This is a genomic window from Bradyrhizobium sp. Crot121 (assembly GCF_059512385.1).
In genome coordinates, this window is record NZ_JCAMOR010000001.1 from 254,150 (window position 1) to 278,301 (window position 24,152).

17 protein-coding genes are annotated in these 24,152 nt (G+C 61.0%); 9 read left to right on the forward strand and 8 right to left on the reverse strand.

Going from position 1 to position 24,152, the window contains the following annotated elements:
- The first annotated feature begins 413 nt into the window (after positions 1-413).
- Positions 414-1,760 carry a lipopolysaccharide biosynthesis protein gene (locus AC5ZGW_RS01085; protein WP_463328163.1) on the forward strand — a complete coding sequence of 449 codons (1,347 nt, stop codon included), beginning with the start codon at positions 414-416 and terminating at the stop codon, positions 1,758-1,760.
- A 16-nt stretch (positions 1,761-1,776) separates the two neighbouring features.
- On the opposite strand, the gene AC5ZGW_RS01090 is transcribed toward AC5ZGW_RS01085, so the two are convergent.
- Positions 1,777-3,909: a GumC family protein gene (locus tag AC5ZGW_RS01090; RefSeq protein ID WP_130222939.1), complete on the reverse strand. Its 2,133-nt coding sequence runs from the start codon at positions 3,907-3,909 to the stop codon at positions 1,777-1,779.
- Positions 3,910-4,189: 280 nt separating this feature from the next.
- Here AC5ZGW_RS01090 and AC5ZGW_RS01095 point away from each other — a divergent pair, with 280 nt between their 5' ends.
- A complete protein-coding gene (locus AC5ZGW_RS01095) occupies positions 4,190-5,377 on the forward strand; it encodes a glycosyltransferase family 4 protein (RefSeq protein ID WP_130222941.1) in 1,188 nt (395 codons plus the stop codon).
- Between the two features lie 39 nt (positions 5,378-5,416).
- On the forward strand, positions 5,417-7,000 hold the full coding sequence (locus tag AC5ZGW_RS01100) for a glucosamine inositolphosphorylceramide transferase family protein (protein ID WP_245474501.1): 1,584 nt from the start codon (positions 5,417-5,419) through the stop codon (positions 6,998-7,000).
- 99 nt (positions 7,001-7,099) lie between these two features.
- Here the strand turns inward: AC5ZGW_RS01100 and AC5ZGW_RS01105 are convergent, their stop codons facing one another.
- Positions 7,100-7,441 carry a hypothetical protein gene (locus tag AC5ZGW_RS01105; RefSeq protein WP_130222943.1) on the reverse strand — a complete coding sequence of 114 codons (342 nt, stop codon included), beginning with the start codon at positions 7,439-7,441 and terminating at the stop codon, positions 7,100-7,102.
- 615 nt (positions 7,442-8,056) lie between these two features.
- On the opposite strand from AC5ZGW_RS01105, the gene AC5ZGW_RS01110 reads away from it, so the two are divergent.
- Complete coding sequence (locus AC5ZGW_RS01110; protein ID WP_130222945.1) at positions 8,057-12,886, forward strand: NAD-glutamate dehydrogenase; 4,830 nt, start codon at positions 8,057-8,059, stop codon at positions 12,884-12,886.
- Between the two features lie 6 nt (positions 12,887-12,892).
- Here AC5ZGW_RS01110 and AC5ZGW_RS01115 read toward each other — a convergent pair whose 3' ends face one another.
- The 3 genes from AC5ZGW_RS01115 to AC5ZGW_RS01125 form a co-directional block, all read right to left on the reverse strand.
- Positions 12,893-14,533 (reverse strand): Na+/H+ antiporter, encoded by a 1,641-nt coding sequence (locus tag AC5ZGW_RS01115; RefSeq protein ID WP_130222946.1) that lies wholly within the window; start codon positions 14,531-14,533, stop codon positions 12,893-12,895.
- A gap of 207 nt (positions 14,534-14,740) precedes the next feature.
- A complete protein-coding gene (locus AC5ZGW_RS01120; protein ID WP_130222948.1) occupies positions 14,741-15,343 on the reverse strand; it encodes a hypothetical protein in 603 nt (200 codons plus the stop codon).
- 182 nt (positions 15,344-15,525) lie between these two features.
- On the reverse strand, positions 15,526-16,512 hold the full coding sequence (locus tag AC5ZGW_RS01125; protein WP_130222950.1) for an AraC family transcriptional regulator: 987 nt from the start codon (positions 16,510-16,512) through the stop codon (positions 15,526-15,528).
- Positions 16,513-16,728: 216 nt separating this feature from the next.
- Between AC5ZGW_RS01125 and AC5ZGW_RS01130 the strand changes: the two genes are divergently transcribed.
- From AC5ZGW_RS01130 to metG, 3 genes are all read left to right on the forward strand, one after another.
- Entirely contained in the window at positions 16,729-16,860 is a 132-nt protein-coding gene (locus AC5ZGW_RS01130) for a hypothetical protein (protein ID WP_283813231.1), read from the forward strand.
- A 6-nt stretch (positions 16,861-16,866) separates the two neighbouring features.
- On the forward strand, positions 16,867-17,307 hold the full coding sequence (locus AC5ZGW_RS01135) for a DUF3047 domain-containing protein (RefSeq protein WP_283813236.1): 441 nt from the start codon (positions 16,867-16,869) through the stop codon (positions 17,305-17,307).
- 432 nt (positions 17,308-17,739) lie between these two features.
- Positions 17,740-19,413: a methionine--tRNA ligase gene (gene metG / locus AC5ZGW_RS01140; protein ID WP_130222952.1), complete on the forward strand. Its 1,674-nt coding sequence runs from the start codon at positions 17,740-17,742 to the stop codon at positions 19,411-19,413.
- Positions 19,414-19,505: 92 nt separating this feature from the next.
- On the opposite strand, the gene AC5ZGW_RS01145 is transcribed toward metG, so the two are convergent.
- Positions 19,506-20,090: a TetR/AcrR family transcriptional regulator gene (locus tag AC5ZGW_RS01145; protein WP_130223065.1), complete on the reverse strand. Its 585-nt coding sequence runs from the start codon at positions 20,088-20,090 to the stop codon at positions 19,506-19,508.
- A gap of 119 nt (positions 20,091-20,209) precedes the next feature.
- Here AC5ZGW_RS01145 and AC5ZGW_RS01150 point away from each other — a divergent pair, with 119 nt between their 5' ends.
- Both AC5ZGW_RS01150 and AC5ZGW_RS01155 read left to right on the forward strand, forming a co-directional pair.
- Positions 20,210-20,797, forward strand: a complete 588-nt coding sequence (locus AC5ZGW_RS01150; RefSeq protein ID WP_130222954.1) for a DUF308 domain-containing protein — start codon at positions 20,210-20,212, stop codon at positions 20,795-20,797.
- Between the two features lie 508 nt (positions 20,798-21,305).
- Entirely contained in the window at positions 21,306-21,986 is a 681-nt protein-coding gene (locus AC5ZGW_RS01155; protein ID WP_130222956.1) for a TetR/AcrR family transcriptional regulator, read from the forward strand.
- On the opposite strand, the gene AC5ZGW_RS01160 is transcribed toward AC5ZGW_RS01155, so the two are convergent.
- Together AC5ZGW_RS01160 and AC5ZGW_RS01165 are read right to left on the reverse strand one after the other, a co-directional pair.
- The gene (locus AC5ZGW_RS01160; protein ID WP_130222958.1) at positions 21,983-22,522 is read right to left on the reverse strand and encodes an SCO family protein; all 540 of its coding nucleotides are present in this window, start codon (positions 22,520-22,522) and stop codon (positions 21,983-21,985) included. The genes AC5ZGW_RS01155 and AC5ZGW_RS01160 overlap by 4 nt on opposite strands.
- Before the next feature lie 7 nt (positions 22,523-22,529).
- On the reverse strand, positions 22,530-24,146 hold the full coding sequence (locus AC5ZGW_RS01165) for a linalool dehydratase/isomerase domain-containing protein (RefSeq protein WP_130222960.1): 1,617 nt from the start codon (positions 24,144-24,146) through the stop codon (positions 22,530-22,532).
- Positions 24,147-24,152: the final 6 nt, after the last annotated feature.

A 24,152-nucleotide genomic window follows, 5' to 3' on the forward strand; every position in this document is an offset into this window, starting at 1 on the left:
AGATCTGGCGACGTCCCGGCACGCGCCTTGCTCAAAGAGTATCGTGGAATCTATTCCCCGCTTACTCAGCACTAGGGTGAACCATTGTTTATCGTCAGGTCAGCAGGTCATTTACGTGCAAACGGCCGGTGGCTGTGCAGATTTGGCTTCGGCAATCATCTTCGTGCCGGCGCAGCGGCGATCCTGGGAAACCATCGTTTGCCCTGTCTGAAGACAGCCGGGACAGCGGCGTTCCACAATGGAGCAAGGCCGCAGGTCCGCCGGAGAGAGCAAGTTTGCGCCGGTGCATTTACCGGGTGGGGAGAACGAAATCTTAGGTGCCGAACATTAACACTCTCGGTTCGCGTGCGTGTTAGGCACTGGGCCATTGTCTGCTACGAGCATCTTGAAAGGAAAGATGCCTTGTACTTCGCATGATCGAATCCATTCTCCAACTGATGCGACGCGACGTGACGCGCGGTGTTGCCGGGACCATCCTTCTGAAGGTTGGCAGCGGCGGCCTTGCGTTTGCGCTGTTCTCCCTGGCAGCACGAACCATGTCGCCGGATGCGTTCGGCGCTTTCGCGATGTGGCTTTCTGTCGCTCAGATCGCATCCGTCGTAGGGCTTGTCGGCCAGGAACTGCTCCTGGTTCGTTTCTTGAACGAGTACCAGGTGCGCGAACAGGCCGATCTCGCCAAAGGTGTGCTGCTATCGAGCCTGAAGATCTCCTCCATTGGGATGATGGTCGTCATTGCCGCGATCGCGGCGGCCGCGAACGTGCGGGGCGATACGTGGCTGCTGATCCTGGCCGTATCCGCCTTTACGGCCGTGAATGCAGGGCTGATGCTCGGCAGCCAGATTGCACGATCGCTCATCAGCATTCTGATGGGGGAAGGCAATCGGGAGTTTTTCTGGCGGGTCGTCGTCGTGCTGTTTTTAGTAGCGATATTGTTCGGCCATGCGCGACTCGATCCCGCACAGTTGCTTACCGTGATGGCGGTCGCCATGGCCATGGGGCTCGTCGTTCAGGTCCTTTCGATCGCACGCGCTCTGCCGAATTTGCGCAATGTGCCGCCGCGCTCGGAGAACTCACGCTGGAGATCGAGCGCGCTTCGCTACTGGGTTTCTTCCATTCTTGAAGCGGCCAACCAGTACTTCGACGTGATCCTGATTTACTGGATGCTGGATCCGGCCACGGCCGGCATCTATTTTGCCGCCTCCCGTCTGGCGAACATCTTCGCCATGCTCTCTGCCGCACTTTATAGTTTCGGAGCGCGCCGCCTGCCCTCGCTCTACTTCAGTAAAAATCATCAAGAGTTCAGCCACACGCTGCAGCTCATGGCGGAGGTGACCGCGCTTTGCGTCATCGCCGGGCTCGTCCTTGTCTGGATCGGCGCACCCCATCTTCTCGGCCTGTTCGGACCTCATTTCGCAGCCCAGCAATGGGTACTGATCGTGCTTGCGTTCGGAACGGCTTTTCAGGCAGCTGGTGGTCCGTCCGCAGCCATCCTGCAGGTGACCGGCCATGAGGGTGACTATGTTCCCGTCATCGCCGGGAACGTCGTGCTGCGGCTGATCGGATTCCTCGTTCTAATTCCCTGGCTCGGCGTGCTCGGCGCCGCGATTTCGGCCACTGTTTCGCTGGCGGTCGCCACCATCGCCCTCAACGTTCTGTGCCGCCGCCGCACCGGCGTTGATCCTTCGATCCTGGTGCTTTCTCGCCGCTTGTCCTCGAAAGCCGAACCGTATCCGGTTCGTGTCGCAGACTCGAAGGATTAGAAGGATTAGAGGTAACTCAGCCCGCCAGTCCCAAGGTCTCGCGCTGAGATTGAGCAATGACGGAACTGATGGAGACGCGATTGACGACAAGCCCCATCGGCACCGCGCCGGACTTCGACAAGCCAGCCGCAGCCCGCTGAATTGCCGCCGGAGCGGCAGCTCCGTCGCGAACGACCACGACGATCAGATCGGCATGGGCCGCCAGCGTCCTCACGTCGGGTTGTGCAGCAAGAGACGATGCGTCAACGACGATCAGATCGAACTCCTTGCGAATGTCGTCGGCAGGGAGCGCGCCTGTTTGCGTGCCGGCACTCAAGAGCACACTGACAGAGCGAAGATCTGTCTTGGTGATGCCCTGCTCCTGCCGGTCGGCCGCGACCGGCTTTGCAGCGGACAGATCCGATTGCAGCTCGATCAGAACACTGAGCATGCCCTTGTTCACGGCCGACCGATTGAGCGATCGTGCGACAGTGCTGCCTCCCGCGCCGTTCTCGATCGACATCACGAGGGCTACCTTGCCACCGGATCCCGGCAACTCGTCGATTTTCCCGATCAGCGAGCGCAGGTAGGCACTCAGATCGAGCTCGGCGGCTGCCGCAATCGGCTTCTGCCAGACGCTTCTGGTGAATTCCCGTGCCGGCAGGTCGGGAATGCGGGCCCAGACCGGCAGCTTCGGCGGCAATTCGGGCTGGGATGGTGATGCCGCCTGGGGCAATTCGGGCTGGAGCGAAGGTGAATTTGCCCGGCGAACCTTCGGAGTGGGCTTCTCTAGAATGTTCTTGATGTCCGGTACGGCAACTGCCGCCGTCGATATCAATATCGAGGCAATCGCAAGCACGGCGAGGAGCAATGCGAGCGGCGGCCGGGTCGGACGAAGCGGTGGAATGGCAAGCGAAGCGATCTTGGTCTGCGAGCTCTGCAGCAGGCGCTGCTCGTTGGTGGTCTTGGACCGCGACAGAAATTGCTCGTAGATATTCCTGTTGGCTTCCGCGTCGCGCTGCAGCTCCTGCAGTCTGACGAGCGCCTGACCGTCGACCAGTATCTGCGATTCGACCGCCTTCAACTGATCTTCCAGCGATCTCTGCTGCTCGCGTTGCGCTTCATATTCGGACTTTGCAGTTTCGATGTTCTTCTTCCGCTCGATCTCGATCTGCCTGTTGAGATCGTTCAACTGGCTGTATGATATGACGAGGTCAGGATGGCGATCGCCGAACACCGCGCGTTTCTGCGCGATCTGGTCGTTGAGCGCCGACCTCTGAGCTCGCAGGGCACTCAGCAGGTCTTGTCGAACCGGCCCATCGACATTCGCTTTGAGGTCGCGTTGCGCCTGCTCGTAGCGAGCCCTTGCTTCTTCGGTACGAGCGCGAGCGGCCGAAACCTGCTGCGTCAGATCGGTAACGCGCAATTGCTGGGTCGTGGCGTCCTTGCCGGCATTGACGATCCTGTGCTCGAGCTTGAAGGCGGCAACGGCATCCTCTGATGTCCTCAGCCGGTCATTCAACGTCTTGAGCCGGCCACTGAGCCAATCGGCTGCTTCGTCGGTCGCCTCAGTGCGGACACGGCCCTGGTTAGCGACGAACGCCTCAGCTATGGCGTTGGCGTAGTAAGCCGCTCGCTCCGGACGGTTCGAAGTGAATTTGAAGCCGATAACGTAGGTGAGCCCACGGCGGGAAATATCGAGCCGGTTGCGGAATCTTTCGAGCAGACGCGTGGTGTCGGATTGACCGCCGGCGATGTCTTCATCCTCTCGAACCTTGAGCTGCTCGATAAGCGGGCGGAGGAAGCCATCGGACTTGGCGATTTCAACCAGGCTCTGAAGCGCGGCGGCATCCTGGCCGATACCCGGCAACACGTCCTGATCCGTGGTCACGCGCTGCTCTCGGGGATCGACAACGACCAGCGCTGTGGCCGCATACCGAAGCGGAATCAGCAACAGAGCGATGACACCAATGGCGAAGATGGCCAGCGCGAGCATCAAGATGCGTCGGCCGTTTCCCCGCAGAAAGGAAAGCATGCCGGAGAAGGTTAGCAATCCCTTAACGCGTTCCGCGGGTCCGGTGCCAGGCGGCTGACGCGGAGCCTCCCACGACGCCGCCGTGGGCTCCGTCTGACCGGAACGTCTCGGGCCTGCGCGGCTACCGAACATCATGGGTTTTGACTCGAATTCAACTGGCAGACACTGTTCAGTGGCCCTGCCCCCAACGTAAATATCTATGGTTAATCGGCGGTTACCCTCTCTCGCCAACGCCGTAACCAATTAGTTAACGAACTGGCTCTATGTTCTGCGCGGATGCAACGACACCTCCCCTGTGAGCGAGATGCGCTGCATTAACCCCATTGTGCGCTGGCCGGTGTAGGACCGAGCATCGCGTGATAGGCATTGCGAAAATCGGGGAAGAATCCCCACTCCCTCAACCGTTGAGGAATCCGTGTTCCGTTACCAGCCAAGCACAGAATTGCGCGAGGCACCGATACGATCGTCGGCAGCGTCACGCGATCGGTCAAACAGCATCAAGCCAAAGCGACGTGTCGTTCTGGTGCAGACCCAGGCGGAGAACGCCGGTGCTCAGGAGATCACAAGGCTGCTTGGTGCCGGCCTGACGGCGCGCGGCTATGAGGTCTTCAATCTCTTCTTCTTCCGCAAGTCAGATTCCTTCGACGAGCCGCCGAACACGTTCTATTGCGCGCAGAACCGGCCAGGAAATCCGGTGGCGCTGCTCCGCATGCTGTGGACGCTCGGCGGCCATATCAGGGCCATCAGACCCGATGTCGTCCTCACGTTCCAGCATTTTGGCAATGTGATCGGCGGAGGCGTATCGCGCCTCGTCAGTCGCGCTCCGGTTATTGCCAACCAGGTTTCATCGGCGATGTCGATGAGCTGGCCGGTCCGCGCCGCCGACATCGTCATGGGCAGCGTCGGCTTCTACAATTGCATAACGCTCAACTCGCGGGAGATGGAGCGTGAGTACGCGCGCTACCCCGCCCCTTATCGATCGCGCATGAAGCATGTCCCACACGGCTTCGACGACAAATCGCTTGATCTGCCGAAGGATGTCGCGCGGCACCAGTTCAAACTGCCGCCGGATCGTGTGCTGCTCGGTTGCGCTGCAAGACTGCACCCCCACAAACGGCTCGATGCGGCGATACGTCTCTTAGGCAGTGAACCGTCCTGGCATCTCGCGCTGGCCGGCCAAGGCGCCGACGAGGAACGGCTAAGGCTGTTGGCAGACGAGTTGAAAGTATCCGACAGATTGCATCTTGTCGGCGAGATTCCGCCGCGGCGGATGGCCGACTTTCTTGCCTGCCTCGACGTGTTCGTGTTCCCGACGCAAGCTGAAACCTTTGGCCTCGCCGCGGTTGAAGCCGCAAACGCAGGTGTTCCTTCGGTCGTGAACGATCTCCCCGTTTTGCGAGAGGTGCTGTCGTTTGAAGGAAAACCCACGGCGCTCTTTGTCGACGCCTCGGACAATGCGGAATTATCCGCCGCCGTTTCCGCAATTTTAACAAACAGAACGTTGCGCGACGAACTGCGGCAAAACGCCAAGGGCCTGAGGTCGCGCTATTCGGTAGACAGCATGGTGGAGGAATACGTCCAAATTCTCAGCCAGGCTGTTTGATCGGCACGCATTAGGCACATGAGCGCAGATGGGCCGGACATGATTATCGAATTTCGCTGCGAACGCGAGCATGCACGGCGGTGGATGTCCCGCGAAGCGCTGTCCGTCGGCGGCCGGGACGTCCCGGTTCAAATCGCGTGGACAACAACTTCGGAATCTCGGCCTGCTGGCTTGGAGGCGCTGTTCGAACTTGAACGGATGGTATTGCGGAGGGGCCAGCGCAGCGGCGCCGACAAACTGAAAGTCATCCCGGAACGGTCGCAGGCCCAGGCCGGCAAGGCCGACGTGATTGTCGACTTTACACGCGCCGGCCGCGATCCGGACTGCTCCGCCCGGCTCTATCTGCGCCCGCAGTTCAATGGGATACCAGGGGAAACTGCAGCGCTGGCAGCCATACTCGCGGGCGACTTGCCGATTATCGAAATCGTCAATGAACTCGACGGCAGGGTGCTCGATCGCGGTCATCCGTCCGGAGAAATCGCAGTCGGCTTGAGCGGTGCGCTCGAAACAGTCATGGCGCGAACCCTGACCATGCTGACAGCGATCCTGTCAGGAGCGCCAAGACTAGTTCCGGGGCTGGCGTCGTCGACGGGCAAAAGCACCCCACGACCGGCGGCCACCTATGTTCTGCGCGGCCTGGCCGTATCGATCGCGAAAGAAATATATCGCCTTTGCTGCTATGCGCCTCATTGGCACATCGGATGGCGCTACAGTGAAAATGCCGACGTGTGGCGAACCGGAGATCTATCCGGGCCCGACTGGAAAGTGCTCGGGGATCCCGGAGATCATTTCTACGCCGATCCCTTCCCCGTAAAATGGAAGGGAAGGACATTCGTGTTCTTCGAAGATCTCGATCACCGGGTGGGCAAGGGCATCATTTCCGCGGTCGAGTTCGACCGCACCGGTCCGGCCGCAAACGTCGTCCCCGTACTGGAAGAGCCATGGCATCTGTCCTATCCGTTTCTGATCGAGGACAATGGCGAACTCTGGATGATCCCGGAGAGCACAGAGCATCGGGACGTCGCGGTTTACAAATGCGTTCGGTTTCCGGACAAATGGGAGCGTCACTGCACGCTGCTGTCAGGGCTTGAACTGGCCGACGTGACCATCACGCGACACAACGGCATGTACTATCTGTTCGGCGCCTGGCGCGACGGCACTGGAGGCTATTCCGATACGTTGGCTATCTTTTATGCCGAGCAACTCTTCGGACCCTGGCTGCCACATGGGAGCAATCCGGTTCTGATGGACCGCGCAAGTGCGCGACCCGCGGGCAACTTTGTGACCATCAATGGAAGCCTGTGGCGGCCGGTCCAGGATTGCTCCGACGGATATGGCGCAGCGCTCGGTCTTGCCGAAGTTCTCGAACTGTCGCCGACCACGTTCAGACAGGTCGTTCGGCACTCCCTTAAGCCAGGGCCTGCATGGCCAGGCAGGAAGCTGCACACGCTGAATCGCTGCGGCCAACTCGAGGTGATAGACGGATCGCGGGTGCAGCCGAAGATCATGGCTTTCGTGGACGGACCTGCACCGGCCGTTTCGGCATCCTCTGGGAGTGATGCAGCTCGACGGGAGCCAGCCCGATCGCGGAGCGCCCCTAACAGCGTTCTGGCCGCCGATTAGTCTTTGCGCTGGTCGGCGATGATCACCGATACGGTTCGCGCTTATCAAGTCAGCCAGATGTAAGAAGAAAGCCCGCGCGTCGCGGGCTTTCTTTCTCCGCTACCAGCCGCGATAACCGCCGGTACCGAAGCTGAAGCTGACACCTGGTCCGCCGCCGTAGTACGGCCGCTGATATCCATAGCTGTTGTAGTATGGGCGATAGTAGCCATGGCGGTGGTAGCCATAGCGATGATAGCCGTAGCGGTGGTAGCCGTAGTGGTGGTGATGACGGTGCATTCCGTAGTGATGGTGGTGATGGCCCCTTCCACGTGCGCTCAGATCGGTGGACCGGCTCTCATAGCTGCCCGCCTTTGCCGCCGCCTGCCGATCCGCCGCATTTGCGGCCGAACTACCAATCAGCGCTGCAGCACCGACCGCCAACGTGATCGCTAACCTCTTCATGGTCGCACTCCATTTCGTGTGTGAAGTTCAATCCCACAAGGAGCGCCACGTTCCGGGCTGCGACATAATACCCGGCCGTTTAGCTGCGGTTCATCTCCATGAACAAGTCCCTCTCGCGAAGTGGATGATGACATTACTTACGGCCTCACTGCGCAATCCTTCAGGTCGCGACCGCTGACAACAACACAGCGCGTTCTTCAGCATCCGTTCGCCCCTCCTCGAGCGGTAGCGCGTGACAACGATCGGAAAACGGACGCGTCGGTGCGCCAGGCCTGCGGGCGCAGTGAAGCCAGCCGACGCCTTGCCTGCGACCCGCAGGTCGCCATCAACAGCGAATTCATACGCGATTGAAATTCCTGTGCTTTCCAGACTTCCCGCGAAAGTCGACGGCACCGATTTCGGCTTCACGCTGCACCGCAATGCCTATCGGTGCGCTGACGACAGCTCACCCCTTGCTCCCGCGAAGATGATATAACATCGGACATCAGGAGCTATCGAGGCTCCGCGACCAAGGATTTGGCTTACGCAATCAACTGCGATCAAGACGACGGCGCTCGAAGAGATGCACTCCGAAAACAGGCAGGCGATCGTGACCGCGGTCAGCCGGCGCGGGAAATGGAGGACGTTATGGCGTGGCGTGACGACAAGGCCCGAGCAACCCTGATCCACGAGGCCGGCGGGAGCGTGCAGCCGGGCAAGACGCCACGAGCCTTTGCCGAGCTTCTGTTTGGCCACAGCAACATCGAAGACCTCGCCAACTACGATGCCGTGTCGCTGGCCTTTTTGGCAGAACAAGCCTGGGAACATGTGCAGCGGCGCACCGCTGATCGTGCCGACATCCGCGTCATCAATCCGATGATGCCAGACGGGCGCGAGATCTCCGTGCTGGAAATACTCAACGACAACATGCCCTTCCTGTTCGATTCCACGATGGCGGAGCTCGCCGAGCAGGGCGTCGAGGTCACGCTGGTCGCCCATCCGATCATTGCCGTGGAACGCAACGAGCAGGGCAAGCTGCTGCATTTCTACGGCGAGACGCTCCCCGAGGGGGTAAACGGCGAGCGCGAAAGCCTCATTCACTTCCACATCGCACGCCTGGACGCCGAGGCTGACCGCCAGAAGCTGATCGACGGCCTCACCAAGACGCTGAGCGACGTGCGCGCCTGCGTCACCGACTGGCGCGCCATGCGCGCTCGCGTCGAGCAGGCGATCAAGACCTTCAGCTCCAATCCGCCGCCGATGCCGATCGACGAGGTCGCCGAAGCCACCCAGTTCCTGCAATGGCTGTGCGCCGACAATTTCACTTTTCTCGGCCTGCGCGAATACCGCTTCGCGCCGGATAGCGACGCGCCGGACGGCATCACCACCGGCGAAGGCCTCGGCATCCTGCGCGATCCCGATGTGAAGGTGCTGCGCCGCGGCGCCGAAATGGTGGTGATGACGTCGGAGATCCGCGCATTCATGCGAGAGCCTACCCTGCTCATCGTCATCAAGGCCAATGTGAGCAGCCGCGTCCATCGCCGCGTCCGGATGGATTATGTGGGCATCAAGCTCTTTACGACCGACGGCCGGCTCGACGGCGAATTGCGCCTCGTCGGCCTGTTCACCTCGGCCGCCTATACCCGTTCGGTGCGGCAGATTCCCTATGTCCGCCACAAGGTGGCGCAGGTACTCGAACGCGCCGGCTTCGAGCCGGACAGCCATTCGGGCAAGGCGCTCCTGCATATCCTTGAAGAATATCCGCGCGACGAGCTGGTCCAGGTCGACGTCGAGACTCTCTACAATTTCGTGATGGAGATCCTGACGCTCTATGAGCGTCCCCGCGTGCGCGCGCTGGCGCGCGCGGATAAATTCAACCGTTTCGTCTCCATCCTCGCCTTCATTCCGCGTGACAAATACGACACCGACGTCCGTACACGCGTCGCAGGCTTCCTGGCGCGGGTCTATAACGGGCAAGTGGCAGCCTCCTACGCAGCTTTCCCTGAAGGGTCGCTTGCCCGCATCCACTACATCATTGCGCGCTTTGAGGGCGATACGCCTGTCATCGAGCGCGCCACGCTCGAATCCGGAATCAGCGCCATCGCCGCAACATGGGCTGACAAGCTGAAAGCCGCGCTTGCGACCACCGCTGACGGCATGCGAGCCCGCCTGATCGCCAATCGTTATGCACGAGCCTTTACCGGCGGCTATACCGAGGTCTTCGACACCTCTCAGGCGATTGCCGATATCGCCATCATCGAAAAGCTCACTGCCGCTCGCTCCGTGGCACTTTCGGTTCACCGGATCGACGGCGACGATCCGACGCGCTTCGGCCTCAAGGTCTTTTCGCGCGGCGCGCCCTTGTCGCTGTCGTATCGGGTGCCGGTGATCGAAAACCACGGCCTGCGCGTCGTGAACGAGCGCACCTATGAGATCAGGCCGAGCGCCACACCCTCACCTGCACCGGTTTGGCTGCACGACATGACGATCGAGACCAATGATGGCAAGCCGATCGTCATCACCGCGGAATTCGCCCGACGCCTGGAAGCCTCGATCATGGCGGTAGTGGGCGATCGCGCGGAATCCGACGGATACAACGCGCTGATCCTGCGCACGGTCCTGAGCTGGCGCGAAGTCTCGGCCATCCGCGCCCTCTCCCGCTACCTGCATCAGATCCGCGTCCCGTTCACTCAGGACTACATGTGGGAGACTCTGCGCAAGAACACCGCGATCACCACCAGCATCGTCGCTCTGTTCCAGGCTCGCTTCGACCCGCGCCTCACCGCCACCGATGCCGAGCGCTCGGCGCGCGAGACGGCCCTGCTCGCCGAGATTGAAGAGCAGCTCAAATCCGTCGCCTCACTGGATGAAGACCGTATTCTGCGCCGTTTCACCAACCTGGTGCAGGCCGCCATCCGCACCAATCTATGGCAGCTCGGTCCGGACGGGCATCCGCGGCCGGTGATCTCCGTTAAATTCGACGCGCGCAAGATTGAGGAGCTGCCTGCACCCCAGCCGCTCTACGAGATCTTCGTCTATTCGCCGCGTGTCGAGGGCATTCATCTGCGTTTTGGCAAGGTCGCGCGCGGCGGACTACGCTGGTCCGACCGGCCGCAGGATTTCCGCACCGAGATCCTCGGTCTGGTCAAGGCGCAGCAGGTCAAGAACGCCGTCATCGTGCCGGTCGGCGCCAAGGGCGGCTTCGTGCCCAAACGTCTGCCACCGCCTTCCAATCGGGAGGCCTGGATGGCGGAAGGCACCGAAGCCTACCGCATCTTCGTTCGCTCGCTGCTTGAACTCACCGACAATCTCGACGGCGACACCATCGTGCCGCCCGAAGACACCGTGCGGCACGATGGCGACGACCCCTATCTCGTTGTCGCAGCCGACAAGGGCACCGCGACCTTTTCCGACATCGCCAACGCGATCTCGACGGAGAAGGGACATTGGCTCGGCGATGCTTTCGCCTCCGGCGGCAGCCAGGGCTATGATCACAAGAAAATGGGCATCACGGCGCGCGGCGCGTGGGAAGCGGTCAAGCGCCATTTCCGCGAACTCGGCACCGATATCCAGACCAAGCCCTTCACCGCTGTCGGCGTCGGCGACATGTCCGGAGACGTCTTCGGCAATGGCATGCTGCTCTCGCCGGCGACCAGGCTCATTGCGGCTTTCGATCACCGCGATATTTTCATCGACCCCTCACCCGATCTCGCCGCCAGCCACGCCGAGCGCCAACGCCTGTTCGACCTGCCGCGGTCGAGTTGGCAGGACTACGACAAGTCAAAGATCTCGCCCGGCGGCGGGGTATTCTCGCGTTCGCTCAAGGCAATCCCGTTGGCGCCGGAAGTGCGGACCTTGCTTGATCTCGACAAGCCGCAGGCCACGCCTTTCGAGGTGATCACGGCGATCCTCAAGGCACGCGTCGACCTTCTCTGGTTTGGCGGCATCGGCACCTATATCCGCGCATCAGGGGAAAGCGACGACCAGGTCGGCGATCGCGCCAACGATCCGATCCGTGTCACCGGCGCTGATATCCGCGCGCGGGTGATCGGCGAAGGGGCCAATCTCGGCGTTACGCAGCGTGGCCGCATCGAAGCCGCGCAGAAAGGCGTCAAGCTCAACACCGACGCCATCGACAATTCGGCCGGGGTCAACACCTCCGACGTCGAGGTCAATATCAAGATCGCACTGGCGCGTCCCGAACGCGAAGGACGTCTCAGTCCGAACGACCGCAACATGCTGCTTGCCGCGATGACCGATGAGGTCGGCGCCCTGGTGTTGCGCAACAATTATCTGCAGTCGCTCGCGCTTTCGCTGGCCGAACGCAAGGGCCTCGCCGAGACCGGCTTCCTCACGCGGCTGATGCAATCGCTCGAGCAGCGTGGCCTGCTCAGCCGCGCCGTGGAATTCCTGCCAGACGATGCGGCGATTGCCGAACGCGCCCGGCGCGGCCAATCCTTGACTCGGCCAGAGCTGGCCGTTCTGCTCGCTTACGCCAAGCTGACACTTTACGACGATCTGCTCGTCACCCGCGTGCCTGATGATCCATATCTCGCCCGCGAACTATCCGAATACTTCCCGCGCGAGGTTCGGGACAAATTCCCCGCTGCGGTGGAACAGCATCGCCTTCGTCGGGAGATTATCGCAACCAATCTCGCCAATGCCTTTGTCAATCGCGGCGGCCCGGCCTGTGTCGTGCGTCTGATCGACGAGACGGATGCCGATGTATCGACGATTGTCATGGCCTTCGTGGCGGTTGACGAGTGCTACGGCCTGAAGCGGCTCAATGACGCGATCGACGGACTGGACACCCGCATCGACGGGCAAGTGCAACTTGGCCTCTACGCGGCGATACAAGATCTACTCCTCTCGCGTATGCTCTGGTACGTGCGCAATGTCGATTTCAAATCGGGTCTGGACGCGGTCATCGCCCGCTTCGGCCCGAGCATCCGCGAAATCGCCGCCGGATTGGATAAGACCCTGCCGGACGACGTGCAGGCCGGGCGCAGCAAGCGGCGGCAGGACCTGATCGATGCCGGCGTCCCGGGCGAGCTCGCAGGCGAGCTCGCTGATCTCGACGCCCTGGTCTCCGCACCGGATATCGTAACCGTCGCCGAGCGCACCGGCCGGACCATCGGCGACGCCGCTACGACCTTCTTCGCCGCCGAGGCCAATTTCCGCCTCGATCGCCTGATCGCCGCCGCGCGCAGCGTGTCGGCAAACGACAATTACGAACGTCTCGCCATTGATCGCGCCGTCGACCAGATCGCCGCCGCCGAAAGAAGACTGGCTGCGGACATGCTGGCAACCGGCCAATGCGGCCAGCAAGCCGCGGGCGACTGGCTCGCCGCTCATCCTGAAGCCACGCGCATCCGCCGCTCGGTCGAAGAAATCGCAGCCAGCGGCCTGACGCTCGCCAAGCTGACGGTAGCGGCAAACATGCTGGGGGATATGGTCAAGAGCTGAGCGGGCTCAAGCTGTCGGGAAGCGGGATTCCAGGAGATCGACTTCCCTGACCAACTTGCGGGCGATCTCGTCCGAGAGCTGCCGGCTACGCGCGATGCGATACAGTTCGGCCCGTTCGGCGCGCAGTCCGACAAGACGGAGGCGGCGTTCGACGTCGTCGATTTTCTGCGCTAGTTCGGCTTCCTGCCCGACCTTGGAACGCCCGTCGATACGCTGGCGATATAGCGCCATGATGCGAACGCCGGCATCGGTATAGAGATCGGCGTCAATTTGCCCTTCCCCCATATCGTGTTGCGCCTGCTCGATCGCCCGGATCGCGGCTTCCGCCGCAGCGATGCGCGCGCGATCTTCTTCGGCCTGATGCGATGGCTCGGGTGGAAGCTCCAGATCCCTCAGCAAGAACGGCAGCGTCATGCTGGCAGCGACCAAGGATACGATGATGACGCCTGCGGCGAGAAAGATCGCGAGATCGCGTGCCGGAAACGGCGAACCATCGTTCATCGTCAACGGCAGTGTCAGCACGCCTGCAAGAGTAATGGCGCCGCGCACCCCGGCAATCGATGTCGCCGCGATCAGGCGCCAGCTCGGAATATAGGGCTTCTCGCCCTTCAGATGTGCACGAAACAACGTAAATCGTAGTGACGTCCAGACCCAGGCGAACCGCAATACAGCCAGAGCGAGATTGATCGCGACCACATAGACGAGGAGCCAGAGCGGCGCATGATGCCCGGTCTCCTGGACCACCCTCGCCGCGCCATCGAAGAGCTGCGGGAGCTGCTCGCCAAGCAGGACGAAGATCACGCCGTTCGCGGTGAACTGCACCAGGTCCCAGACGGCACTGCGACGAATGCGGGTCGCAGGTAATGCCTGCCCGCTCTGCTCGACGTAGCTCATGGTGATCCCGGCGGCGACGGCTGCAAGAATGCCCGAACAATGCACGTATTCGGCCAGGAGATAGGCGCCGAACGGAATCAGTAAACTGATCAGGATCTGCGAGCCCGTCTCTTCGCCAAAATGGCGCGAGACCCAATTCTTCGCGACGGTCACCGCCCATGTCACAACGACGCCGATGGCGATGCCACCGGTCGCAAGCCAAAGGAACGTTCCGAACGCGGCGAAAGCCGAAAACGAACCGGTCAGAGCTGCAGCAACGGCAAACCGCATACAGACCAGGCCCGATGCGTCGTTGAGCAACGATTCTCCCTCAAGGATGTGCATGAGCCGGCGGGGAATTGGTATGCGCGCGGCGATCGCGGAAACGGCAATCGGATCGGTGGGGGAGATGACTGCGGCGAGCGCGAAAGCGACGGCGAGAGGCATCGCCGGAATGATCCAATTAACGAAATATCCGACACCGACGACCGTGAATACGACGAGGCCGAACGCCAACTCCAGGATCGTCCCCTTGTCGCGAAATAGTCCTTCCTTGGGGATGCGCCAGCCGTCCAGAAACAACAGTGGAGGCAGGAACAGCAGGAAGAAAATGTCCGGTTTCAATTGGACGCCGAGGTCGGCCACGGCAGCAATCAGCACGCCGATGACGATCTGAACGAGCGGCAGGGGAAGCGATATCGGCAACATGCGGGCAACTCCGCCGCTGACGACCACCGCCAGCAGCAGAATCAAAGCAACGGTAACGGTCTCCACGCTCTCTCTCGCATGCGCAATGCCCGGGATTTACCGCGCATCATAGCGACGCCACCCGAATCATTCCACCATCCATCCCGCGCCCCACCTCCACCCGGGTCTGTCCTCGCGTTCCAATTACAGGTATGGCAATTTACTATCTCGGTCCTCAGGTTCTGGATGAACTTCCTGATGAACGATCCGCGGGCCGACCACCGCCGGTGTTTATTATGGCTTCGCGCCGATCTTGATATGGATCGCGTCGGCGCTTTCCTGATGATCCGGGACCTGTTTCACGATTGCGGTCAATCCCTCGTTGCGCATGGCGTGCAGAAGGACAGCGGCTGGCTTGCCCGCCGCTCCCCAATCCGAGTGTCGCGATTCGGCGATCTGCACCTCGACGCCCTTGAACACGACGATGCCGGCCGCAGGCTTTCCCGGCGGGATGTATCCAGAGCCTTGTGCAACCGCCTGTCTCTTCCAACCAGCGACATCAAGCGCCTTTCCGACATCTTCCATCAAGGCAACAGCTTCGGGGTCAAGCTCGACCGAGAAATCGAACGGAGTGCCACGAAATTCCTTGAGGGCATCGGCAATCCGCTGTTGGGATGCGGGACCGAACGTCCGCGGGCTGTCGGCCCAATATGCCAGAGCGACGCCGACCAGGACGAGAGCGGCAAATGTGATCGCCAGTCCTCGCTCCCAGGCGCCTTTCGAAATCCCGAGAACCAGAAGAGCGACCTCGCCGCTCAACCCTATCAGAAGCAGGATCTCCCCGATCTCCTTCACCCAGCTGAAGAGGACCAGGGAAAAGGCGGCAGTATTTAACATCAAGCTCTCCAAGTCGCAGGCTGGCAGGCGGCTTGGGAGACCGCATCACTCGTAACTGCGGATTCGACATGCGAAGGTCTGGACCTAAGCAACGGGAGATTAATAAGTCGCTAGCGGTCAAGGCGCGCGTCGTGCGGTGGTTCGTCGCGCGGATCCGGCGCGGTTGCGCGGGGATCCGGTAACTACCGCAGTCCCGCTCGCACGGCCATGGCACGCACATCGGAAGGAGTGAGACCATAGGCCCGGCGGAAGGTTCGGTTGAAATAGGACAGATCACCAAATCCGACCTGAAAGGCGATTGCGCCGATGGCTCTGTCGGCAAACCGCAGGTCTTTGAGCATGCGATACGCGCGAGCGAGGCGCTGCTCGAGCACGAAAGCTGAAAACGATGTCCCCTCGGCCTCGAAGAGCTTGCGGATATAGCTCGGCGAGATTCCCTGACGCTGCGCGATAGCGACAATATCCAGATCAGGCCGGCCAAGATTGTCCTCAATATCTGCTTTGACGGCCTCGAGCCGCGCGGCGCGCAGTCCACGGCCCCTGGCCGCCTCGGCGAAGTCTTGGGTCGCACCGATTGCGAGCGCGGCGAGGTCGATAACGTGGGTCGCGGCGGTTCGCATGAGACCCGGTGCCTCGGCCGGCCCTCCCTGCCGCAGCGCCTCGACATACCGGATCAGCAGCCGCAGCGCATCGTTGTCCGGCGGAATCTGGCGCGCATATGCGGCACCGAGATCCGGGACCAGGGCGGCGAGATCTGGTCGCGGGAGCGCGATCGTGAGAAAGCTGCCGTGACAATGCATGGTGCTCACCGATGGATCGGTGGCCGAGAGAACGACACCACTTCCGGCACGGCCCACGATCTCCCGGCCGAACTGCGAGGTGGTCGATTTGCCGCTGATCAGAACGGAGAGGCCGACGAGATCCTTCGATTTTGCGAGATGTTCTCGGGTGATGTGATAGTGGGCTGCGGAGCGGGATCCGGAAACGATCCCGACCCCAGGCAAGGCCTGAAACGTCACGCTCGCCTGGAACGGAGCGTCGTCGATCGGTTCGATATCGACATTCGCAATGTTGCGGCCATAGACCTCGCGCCACATTGCAAGGCGCTTGGCTTCCGGAAACTCATCAGTCGACACCGTGAGCGGCGCAAGCCGTCCCGAATCGTTCATTTCAACCTCATCATCGGCGGGACGCACGGGCGGCGCTTCTGCTCCAAGATCAAAAGCACGCTGCAACGGACCAAGATCGCGCCATCATTTTGAACGCTCTGTCTAGACCAATTCCTCCGCAAACGGCTAAGGAAGGTCTACCGGCGGGTCTTCGCCGCGGAACTGGCGCGGCTCCAGTCGCCCCGCAAGCTGCCCGCGGGCTGGCACAACTTCTTCATGCTGGGCGGCGGCCCGGTGATCTTCAATGATATCGGCAATGGCGCGATCGCCGTCGAGCCGCTGAAGAACGCCGGCATTCTGCTGCGCCCCGTCGGCATCGAACTGAAGCCGCAGACCAAACTGAGCTGACGCTGGATCGTCGAGGAGCTGCCGACTCGGCTGCCGGAAAACCAGCTCACCTCGCACGACTACCTCTCCATCGCCGCGGAGTTCGACGACGGCCAGGACCTCACCTACTTCTGGAGTTCGAGCCTGCCGATCGGCACCGCGTTCCGCTGCCCGATTCCGCGCTGGACACCGCTCGAGTCGCACATGGCGGTCCGCAGCGGTTTCGCCGATCTCGGCAAGTGGGTCAGCGACGAGCGCGACATCTACGCGGACTACAAGGAGCACATCGGCGGCCCTGCCAGAACCGTCGTCAACATCTGGCTGCTGGGCGTCTCTCTCTTCCAGCGCCGCAGCGGCTCGTGCCGCTTCGCCGACATGCAGATCTCCCATCCGGGCGCCGGAGCCCTGAAGCTTTGCGACAACGCGGGAGTGAACCGGTTCAATCGGCTCGCCGCTAGCAGTTCTTAGGACGTGGAAAATCGCTTAAGGCCCGAGGCTCGACCAGCAGGCCCTGTCGTTCGTAGCGGCGGCGCGTCCTGCTGAAGCGCACGACGACGGCATACCGGGCACTGTTCGCCTTCGCGCGCCGCGTGAGCAGCGCATCGCCCGCCGGCAGAAACTCGAGATCATCGAGGCCAACGCAGTGCAGGCATGCCGGGCCGATCGGTCAAGCGTCGCCGCTTGCGCAGGAAAAGATTCGAAATTATATCGTCGCCAAGATACAAGGTGGCACATGACCTTCCTCTTCGCGAAATTCGAGATGCGAATGCCCGTCCCGCAGGAGATTTGCTGGAGGGATTAAGCGCGCACACGCGCCGTTCGGACGAAGCGGACCCGAGCCCTCCCATCCTGCGGAGGGCTTTTCAGTGTCCGCGTCCTCTCGGCCACACGGAGTGCGTCATGACGAAGTATCTGATAACCAGCGCGTTACCCTACATAAACGGCGTCAAGCATCTCGGGAATCTTGCGGGTTCGCTGCTTCCCGCGGACGTCCACGCCAGATTCAGACGACAGACCGGCGCGGATGTTCTATTCATCTGCGCCACCGACGAACACGGCACGCCGGCGGAACTCGCCGCGGCGGAAGCACGCTGCGATGTCGCCTCCTACTGCGAGCGTCAGCATTTCGTTCAGCGCGACCTCTATCGTCGACTTCATCTGTCCTTCGACCACTTCGGAAGGTCGTCGTCGCGCCGCAATCATTCCTTGACGCAGCACTTTTTCTCGCAACTCGATAGGAACGGCTTCATCGAGGAGCGCACGCTCAATCAGGTGTTCAGTGCGACGGATGATCGCTTCCTGCCCGATCGTTACGTCGTCGGCACCTGCCCGCATTGCGGATCGAGCCGCGCTCGCGGCGATCAATGCGAAGTCTGCGCGCGACAGCTCGATCCGACGGATCTGATCGCGCCGCGCTCGGCGATATCCGGCGCCACCGATCTGGAGGTGCGCCAGACACGCCATCTTTTTCTCCGACAAACCACCATTGAAGCCGATCTACGCGAATGGCTATCCTCGCGCTCGGGCTGGCCGCCGTTGGTGACTTCGATCGCTAACAAGTGGTTGGACGAAGGCATCCGCGATCGCTGCATCACCCGGGACCTTTCATGGGGAATACCGGTTCCGAAACCGGGCTACGACGGGAAGGTCTTCTACGTTTGGTTCGATGCGCCGATCGCGTACATCGCAGCGACTCAGGAGTGGTCGGACGCCGACCCCGAGCGGAGGGATTGGAGATCGTGGTGGCTGGACGCGTCGGACGTTCGATATGTGCAATTCCTGGGAAAGGACAACATACCGTTTCACGCCGTCAGCTTCCCTTGCACCCTGCTGGGGTCCCGCGAGCCCTGGACCACCGTCGACGTTATCAAGGGCGTGAACTGGCTCAACTATGAGGGCGGCAAGTTCTCGACCAGTTCGGGTCGCGGCATCTTTCTCGATCAGGCACTTGAATTGCTGCCGGCGGACCGATGGCGATGGTGGCTGACGGCCAACGCACCGGAAACATCCGATGTCGATTTTTCATTCTCCCGGTTCGCGACTGACGTCGATCACGATCTTGCCGACACATTCGGCAACTTCGTGCAGCGCGTCTTGAGCTTCGTGGTCTCGCGATACGACGGCGTGGTCCCCGGCGGCGTTTCCGATCCGGTCGATGGCGAACTCTCCGCCCGGATCGAGGCCTTGGTCGGTCAGTTGCGCGAGCGCCAGGAAGCTCTGGCCCTGCGCGGCACCGCGGATGCCGTACGCACGATATGGAAGACGGCGAACGCCTACCTCGTCGCAAAAGCACCCTGGTCGCTTATCGCTTCAGATCCGGACGAGGCCGCTTCGGTGATTAGAACCGCCGTGAATCTCATCGGCATTTGCGCGCGCGCCGCCTGGCCGATCGTTCCGGATGCTGCGGAAAAGGCGCTCGAAGCGATCGGCGACTTGGAAGCGGTGCCAGCGTTCCCTTCGACGGATCACCTGACCCGAATTCCGGCCGGTCGCCGGATTAGCCATCCCGGACCACTGTTCGCGAAGCTCGGGGCCGAGTGGGCAGCTTCGCAGCGTCAGAAATTCGCCGGATAGAGCGTGCGATCGGGCGGCTTTACCCCCCGGTCCACGAAGTGCGCCCTGGGAATGCTAAGCAGCCGCTTCGTCGCGAGAGCTCAAACCGGCTCTCACTGTCTGTTACAAAGTCGATCGATCAGCCGATCGGTGACAGCGCCGAATATCTTGGGATCGTCATAGGCACGCGCCGACAGCATTGCTCCGTGAACGGTCGCCATGAAGGCCTCCGCTTCAATTCGGGGAGCATCAGTCAGCGCAAATCTTCCCTCTCGCTGGCCACGCGCGAGGACCGAGGTCAGCCAAGCTGAGAGCGCCCGGAAATGGGCTCTTACTTCGAGGGCCACTTCCGCCGGGAGAACAGGAAGTTCGCTCGCCAAGAGAGCGCACACACAGAATGGCGCGCTGGCGTCTCTGATGCAGGCCGCCCAATAACCCGTATAGCTCCGAAGCAGTTCGAGCGGATCGGAAGCCTGTCGTTCCAGGTGTGCGATACCGGCGACGGCCTCCTCCCGGTATTGAGCGATCAGCGTACGCACCAAATCCGCTTTGGTCGGGAAATGATGATGAATGCTTGGCTTGCGAATGCCGACAACCTCCGCAATGTCGGCGTAGCTGAAGCCGTTGTAGCCACCGGCTATGATCAGGGTCCGCGCGCAAGCAAGGATGTCGTCTGCGGTGGTGGATAGGTTACTCATGCTGGCATCGCTACCTTCTAGTTGGTAGAGTGTCAATCGCTGAAAGCGTCGTGGTTTGCGGCTATTGACACTCGCCATCCTACCTACTAGTAGGAAGACAAATAGCGGAGTTATCAAACATGCAAAGTCAACGATCGCAAGTTCCGACCGTCTCGGCGTCCGGTTGGTTGAAGGGATATTACTATGTTCGCGCGGCCTTTTCGCTGATCTGGGTAGCTCTTGCCTTCACCCTTGGACGCCACGTTCCGCAAGTCGCTGCGGTCATGTTGATTGTCTACCCGGCTTGGGACGCGGCCGCGAACTATGTGGATGCGGCGAGCAACGGCGGCCTCGTCGGCAACCCGAGCCAGACGCTCAATCTCGTGGTCAGTGCACTCACGATGTTCGGTGTCGCCGCAGCGCTTACGCAAAGCATGAACGCCGTTCTGGCCGTCTTCGGTGTGTGGGCCGTCCTGTCCGGCGCATTTCAACTTGCGACGGGCGTCCGCCGCTGGAAATCCTATGGAGCACAATGGGCGATGATTCTGAGCGGCGCGCAATCCGCCCTGGCTGGAGTGTTCTTCATTCACGTAGCGGGCGGCGCGAACGTGCCTAGCATCGCCGACATCGCACCCTATGCTGCCTTTGGCGCCTTCTACTTCCTAATCTCGGCGATCTGGCTGACGGTAAGGGACGCTCGTCGCGGAACGATCCATACCGCCGCGTAGGGACGGTCGCCCTAACGGGAAACGGAGCGTTGCTCGACGCGTAACGGGCAGCGCGCCGAGTAGGCGTCGGCTCATGGGTTTGTTTTCGAGGAGCGGATGCCCGTCGAAAAAAGGCTTTATCGGTCAGCCTTCAGCTCTCGGTGCGAAGCGGGCGCGGGATTACGCTGTGAGACAATCTGATCGAACGCGGATCGAATTCGCCGAGCCACCAACTACATCAGCCGCCCCTCACGATCAGCTTGCCATCGTCCCATTGTACAGCCTTGGCAAAGTTTTTTTTCAAATCCGTCGACGAACTTCTCGCGATACTTGATCGTCCTATTCCGCCTTCCACGCTCGCAAGTGATGTCAAACGGAGCCGAACGATGGTCCGGTGCGTCCAGCGGGCTGTTTTGGTCGGCGCTTCGAGGCAAATCGGCCCCGAACTGCCATTTGCAAAGACAGCTTCTACAGGTAAATCGAGCAAGTTCCTGATTGCGAGCCGAGACCCTGCTGCAAGAGCCCAAACATGAAGCGCGAACAATCGACCAACGAAAATAGACCTGTCCTCGGGAGACGGCCTGCGCCAGGCGCGCGGGCGCGGACTGACGAACAGAAAAAGGATGTCAGAGATAATCTGATCGCTGTCGGACGGCACTTGTTTGCTGTCGAGGATCCATCGACAGTCTCTTTGCGCAAGATTGCAGCCAAGGCCGGTTACTCACCAGGGACGGTCTACAAGTATTTTAGGGATCAGCACGAGCTATTCATCGCGGTACGCGAACAGGACATGTCCCGCGTGGTGGACAATCTGGAAAGGATAGCGAAGCGGGTTGCTGACCCGAAAGAGCGGTTGCGGACGGTCTTCCTCGCTGCCATCCGGCACTGGCTGAAACGACCCGAAGAGTTCAGGGTCCTGTTCTCAATTCGTCCTGAACAGTCCGCCAAGCCGGGCCGGTCGCCGTTCGGACGTTCGGCTGTAGTGCTCCGGTCCTACTCACTCTATCGGCAGCTGGTAGACGACCTGTTTGCTCCATACGCTACGCCCCCGTGCTCGCCACGCGTGGCGACCGACACTCTGATCGCCGCGACCCACGGAATCGTCGCTTTCACCCTGCACACCCACACTCTCGAATGGTCCAGCCCGATCAAGATGGCGGAAGAGGTGCTCGATGCCCTCCTCTCCACCTGGCTTCGGCACGAACGCTAGACATTTCCGCAAATAGCAGATGTGCAGCGGATGTGCCTGCCGATACGTTGAACCAATTCGTCCTCGTCGCTCGGATCGGTGAAATGCGTGATATACTTGCCGTCAGGTCCGACCAGATACGTGAAAGCCGTATGGGGCATTTGATACCCGGCCGCGTCATCCGGATCCGCCGCGCGCCTCGCGAAGACCTTATAGAGCCTTTTGACGTGCTCGATGTTGTCCCGCGAGCCGGTCAAGCCGGTGAAATGCGGGAATTTGCCTTCCAGGAAGGCCTTCATGACAGCCGGAGTATCGCGCTCCGGATCGACCGTGATGTAGAGCGGTCGGAGGTGCGTGGCCAACGGCCCGAGCCGGTCGATGACCCGCGATAGACATAAAAGAGCCGCCGGGCACACGGCCCGGCAATGGGTGAAACCGAAGAACAGCAACATGAATTGGCCGCGATAGCTACCATCGGTTACGGGGTTGCCGTAATGATCGATCAGATCGAAGGAACCTCCGACCCGGACGGTCTGACCGCTGCCCGATTCTCCCATACAACAGTCAGACATCGCCAATCTCAAGAATGAGCGTGGTTGGCTTCTCCAGCCGGACGCCCACGGCAAGAGTCTGGTCGCGCGCTGCGACGTGCACGGAATCCGTACTCACGAGCGCCCCGTCGCGACTGTCGGAGACAGCGACGTCGTCGATGAAGAGGGTCCAACTCGCATTCGGCGCCAGTGGTCCAATGTCAAGGTCAACATCTAGCGCACCTGCGTCTCTCGGTTGAAGCGTCGCGACCAGACATCTCTCAACTTGATCGTACACTGCGCGCGTTACGTCGACAGCGGACGTGATCCGCCGCAGGGCCGGAAGAGCAAAATGCTCACCGTTCCAAGGCTTGTTATAAAGAGCCCAAAGCCCGTCCGGCACGTTGAGACGAGCGTAGGCCAGCATCGCGTTGCCGGTGAGCCGATCCATACGGATGAGGTTGCCATCCTCATCATAGGATTGATCGCTGCGCGGATAGTAGAGGCCGCCGTCGCTCCAGGTCGGCGACATGTGTCGGTCGGCATGCGCGAGCAGACCTTTCAGGTCGCTATCCCCCATTTCGGAGAGCAGCATGGCGACGTAACCAAAATCCGGCATTGGCCATGGATAGGCGCGATCCTCGATGCCATCGACCGAACGACCGTTATCGAGCGCCTTGCGCACTTGCGGCACCACGGAGTTCGGGTAAAGCGATACTAGGCCGTCACGACCGTACTTCAGGACTCCCCGCAATTGATCCCGATAGATGCCGTGTACGAAATCGCGGTTCCATGTGTTCATGACTGCACCGCCCCATGCTGTCCAACCGACGCTTTTCGGCGGCACGAAATCATCTTGCTCGACGCGCCACCAACCGTGAAACCATCCTTCCGCCGAGAAGATGCCTTTCTTGTCCCAAGCCGCGCGGTAGCTCCGCGTTGCTTCGTCGGCCACCGAGGTCCCTTTGCGCACGTCCGAGAAACGGAAACCAAGCATGGGAAATTGATTGCAGACGATGAAGATACAGTTCGGTTCGCAGGCTACGCCCAGCCAGCCGTTTTCGACCATCTGCCAGTAGATGACCTCGGTGAGTGAGCTGCGACTATACTCGAACTTTTCAGGCCCCATCCCCCAGAAGATCGGGTTATGCACGAAGGTCAATGCGGCGGGCTGATCGTAGCTGTCGTCGTTGAACAGCATGCCATACATGCCCACCATGGCCGACAAATGTCCGCTATACATAATGTTCTCGCGGACCACCGGATCGGTCCATCCCTGTCGCAGCTCTTTGATGTCCGGATTGACGTACAGCCCCGACTGGCTCGTGTCCTTCCAGTAGCCCCAGACCTCGCGGCGCAGCATCTTGTGGATCAGCCTGTCGAAAGTGCCGCGAAATGCTGCGGGCGCCGCCGGCAATCGGTGGTAATGGGCCAAGCCGATCGCATAAGCCATCTGCGCAAGCTGATAGCGATAGGAGTCCAGCCATTCCTGCCCAGGGTCCGGGATACCCATTTTGGACCATTCGCCGTCGGGCTGACTGGCAAGATTCTGAATATGACGCAAATGGCCGAGTTGCAGCGGATCGAGGACAGGAAACCGCGAAACGTCGGGCGCCTTCCGATTGACCTTTCCTAGCTTCGAAGCCGGCATGTTATC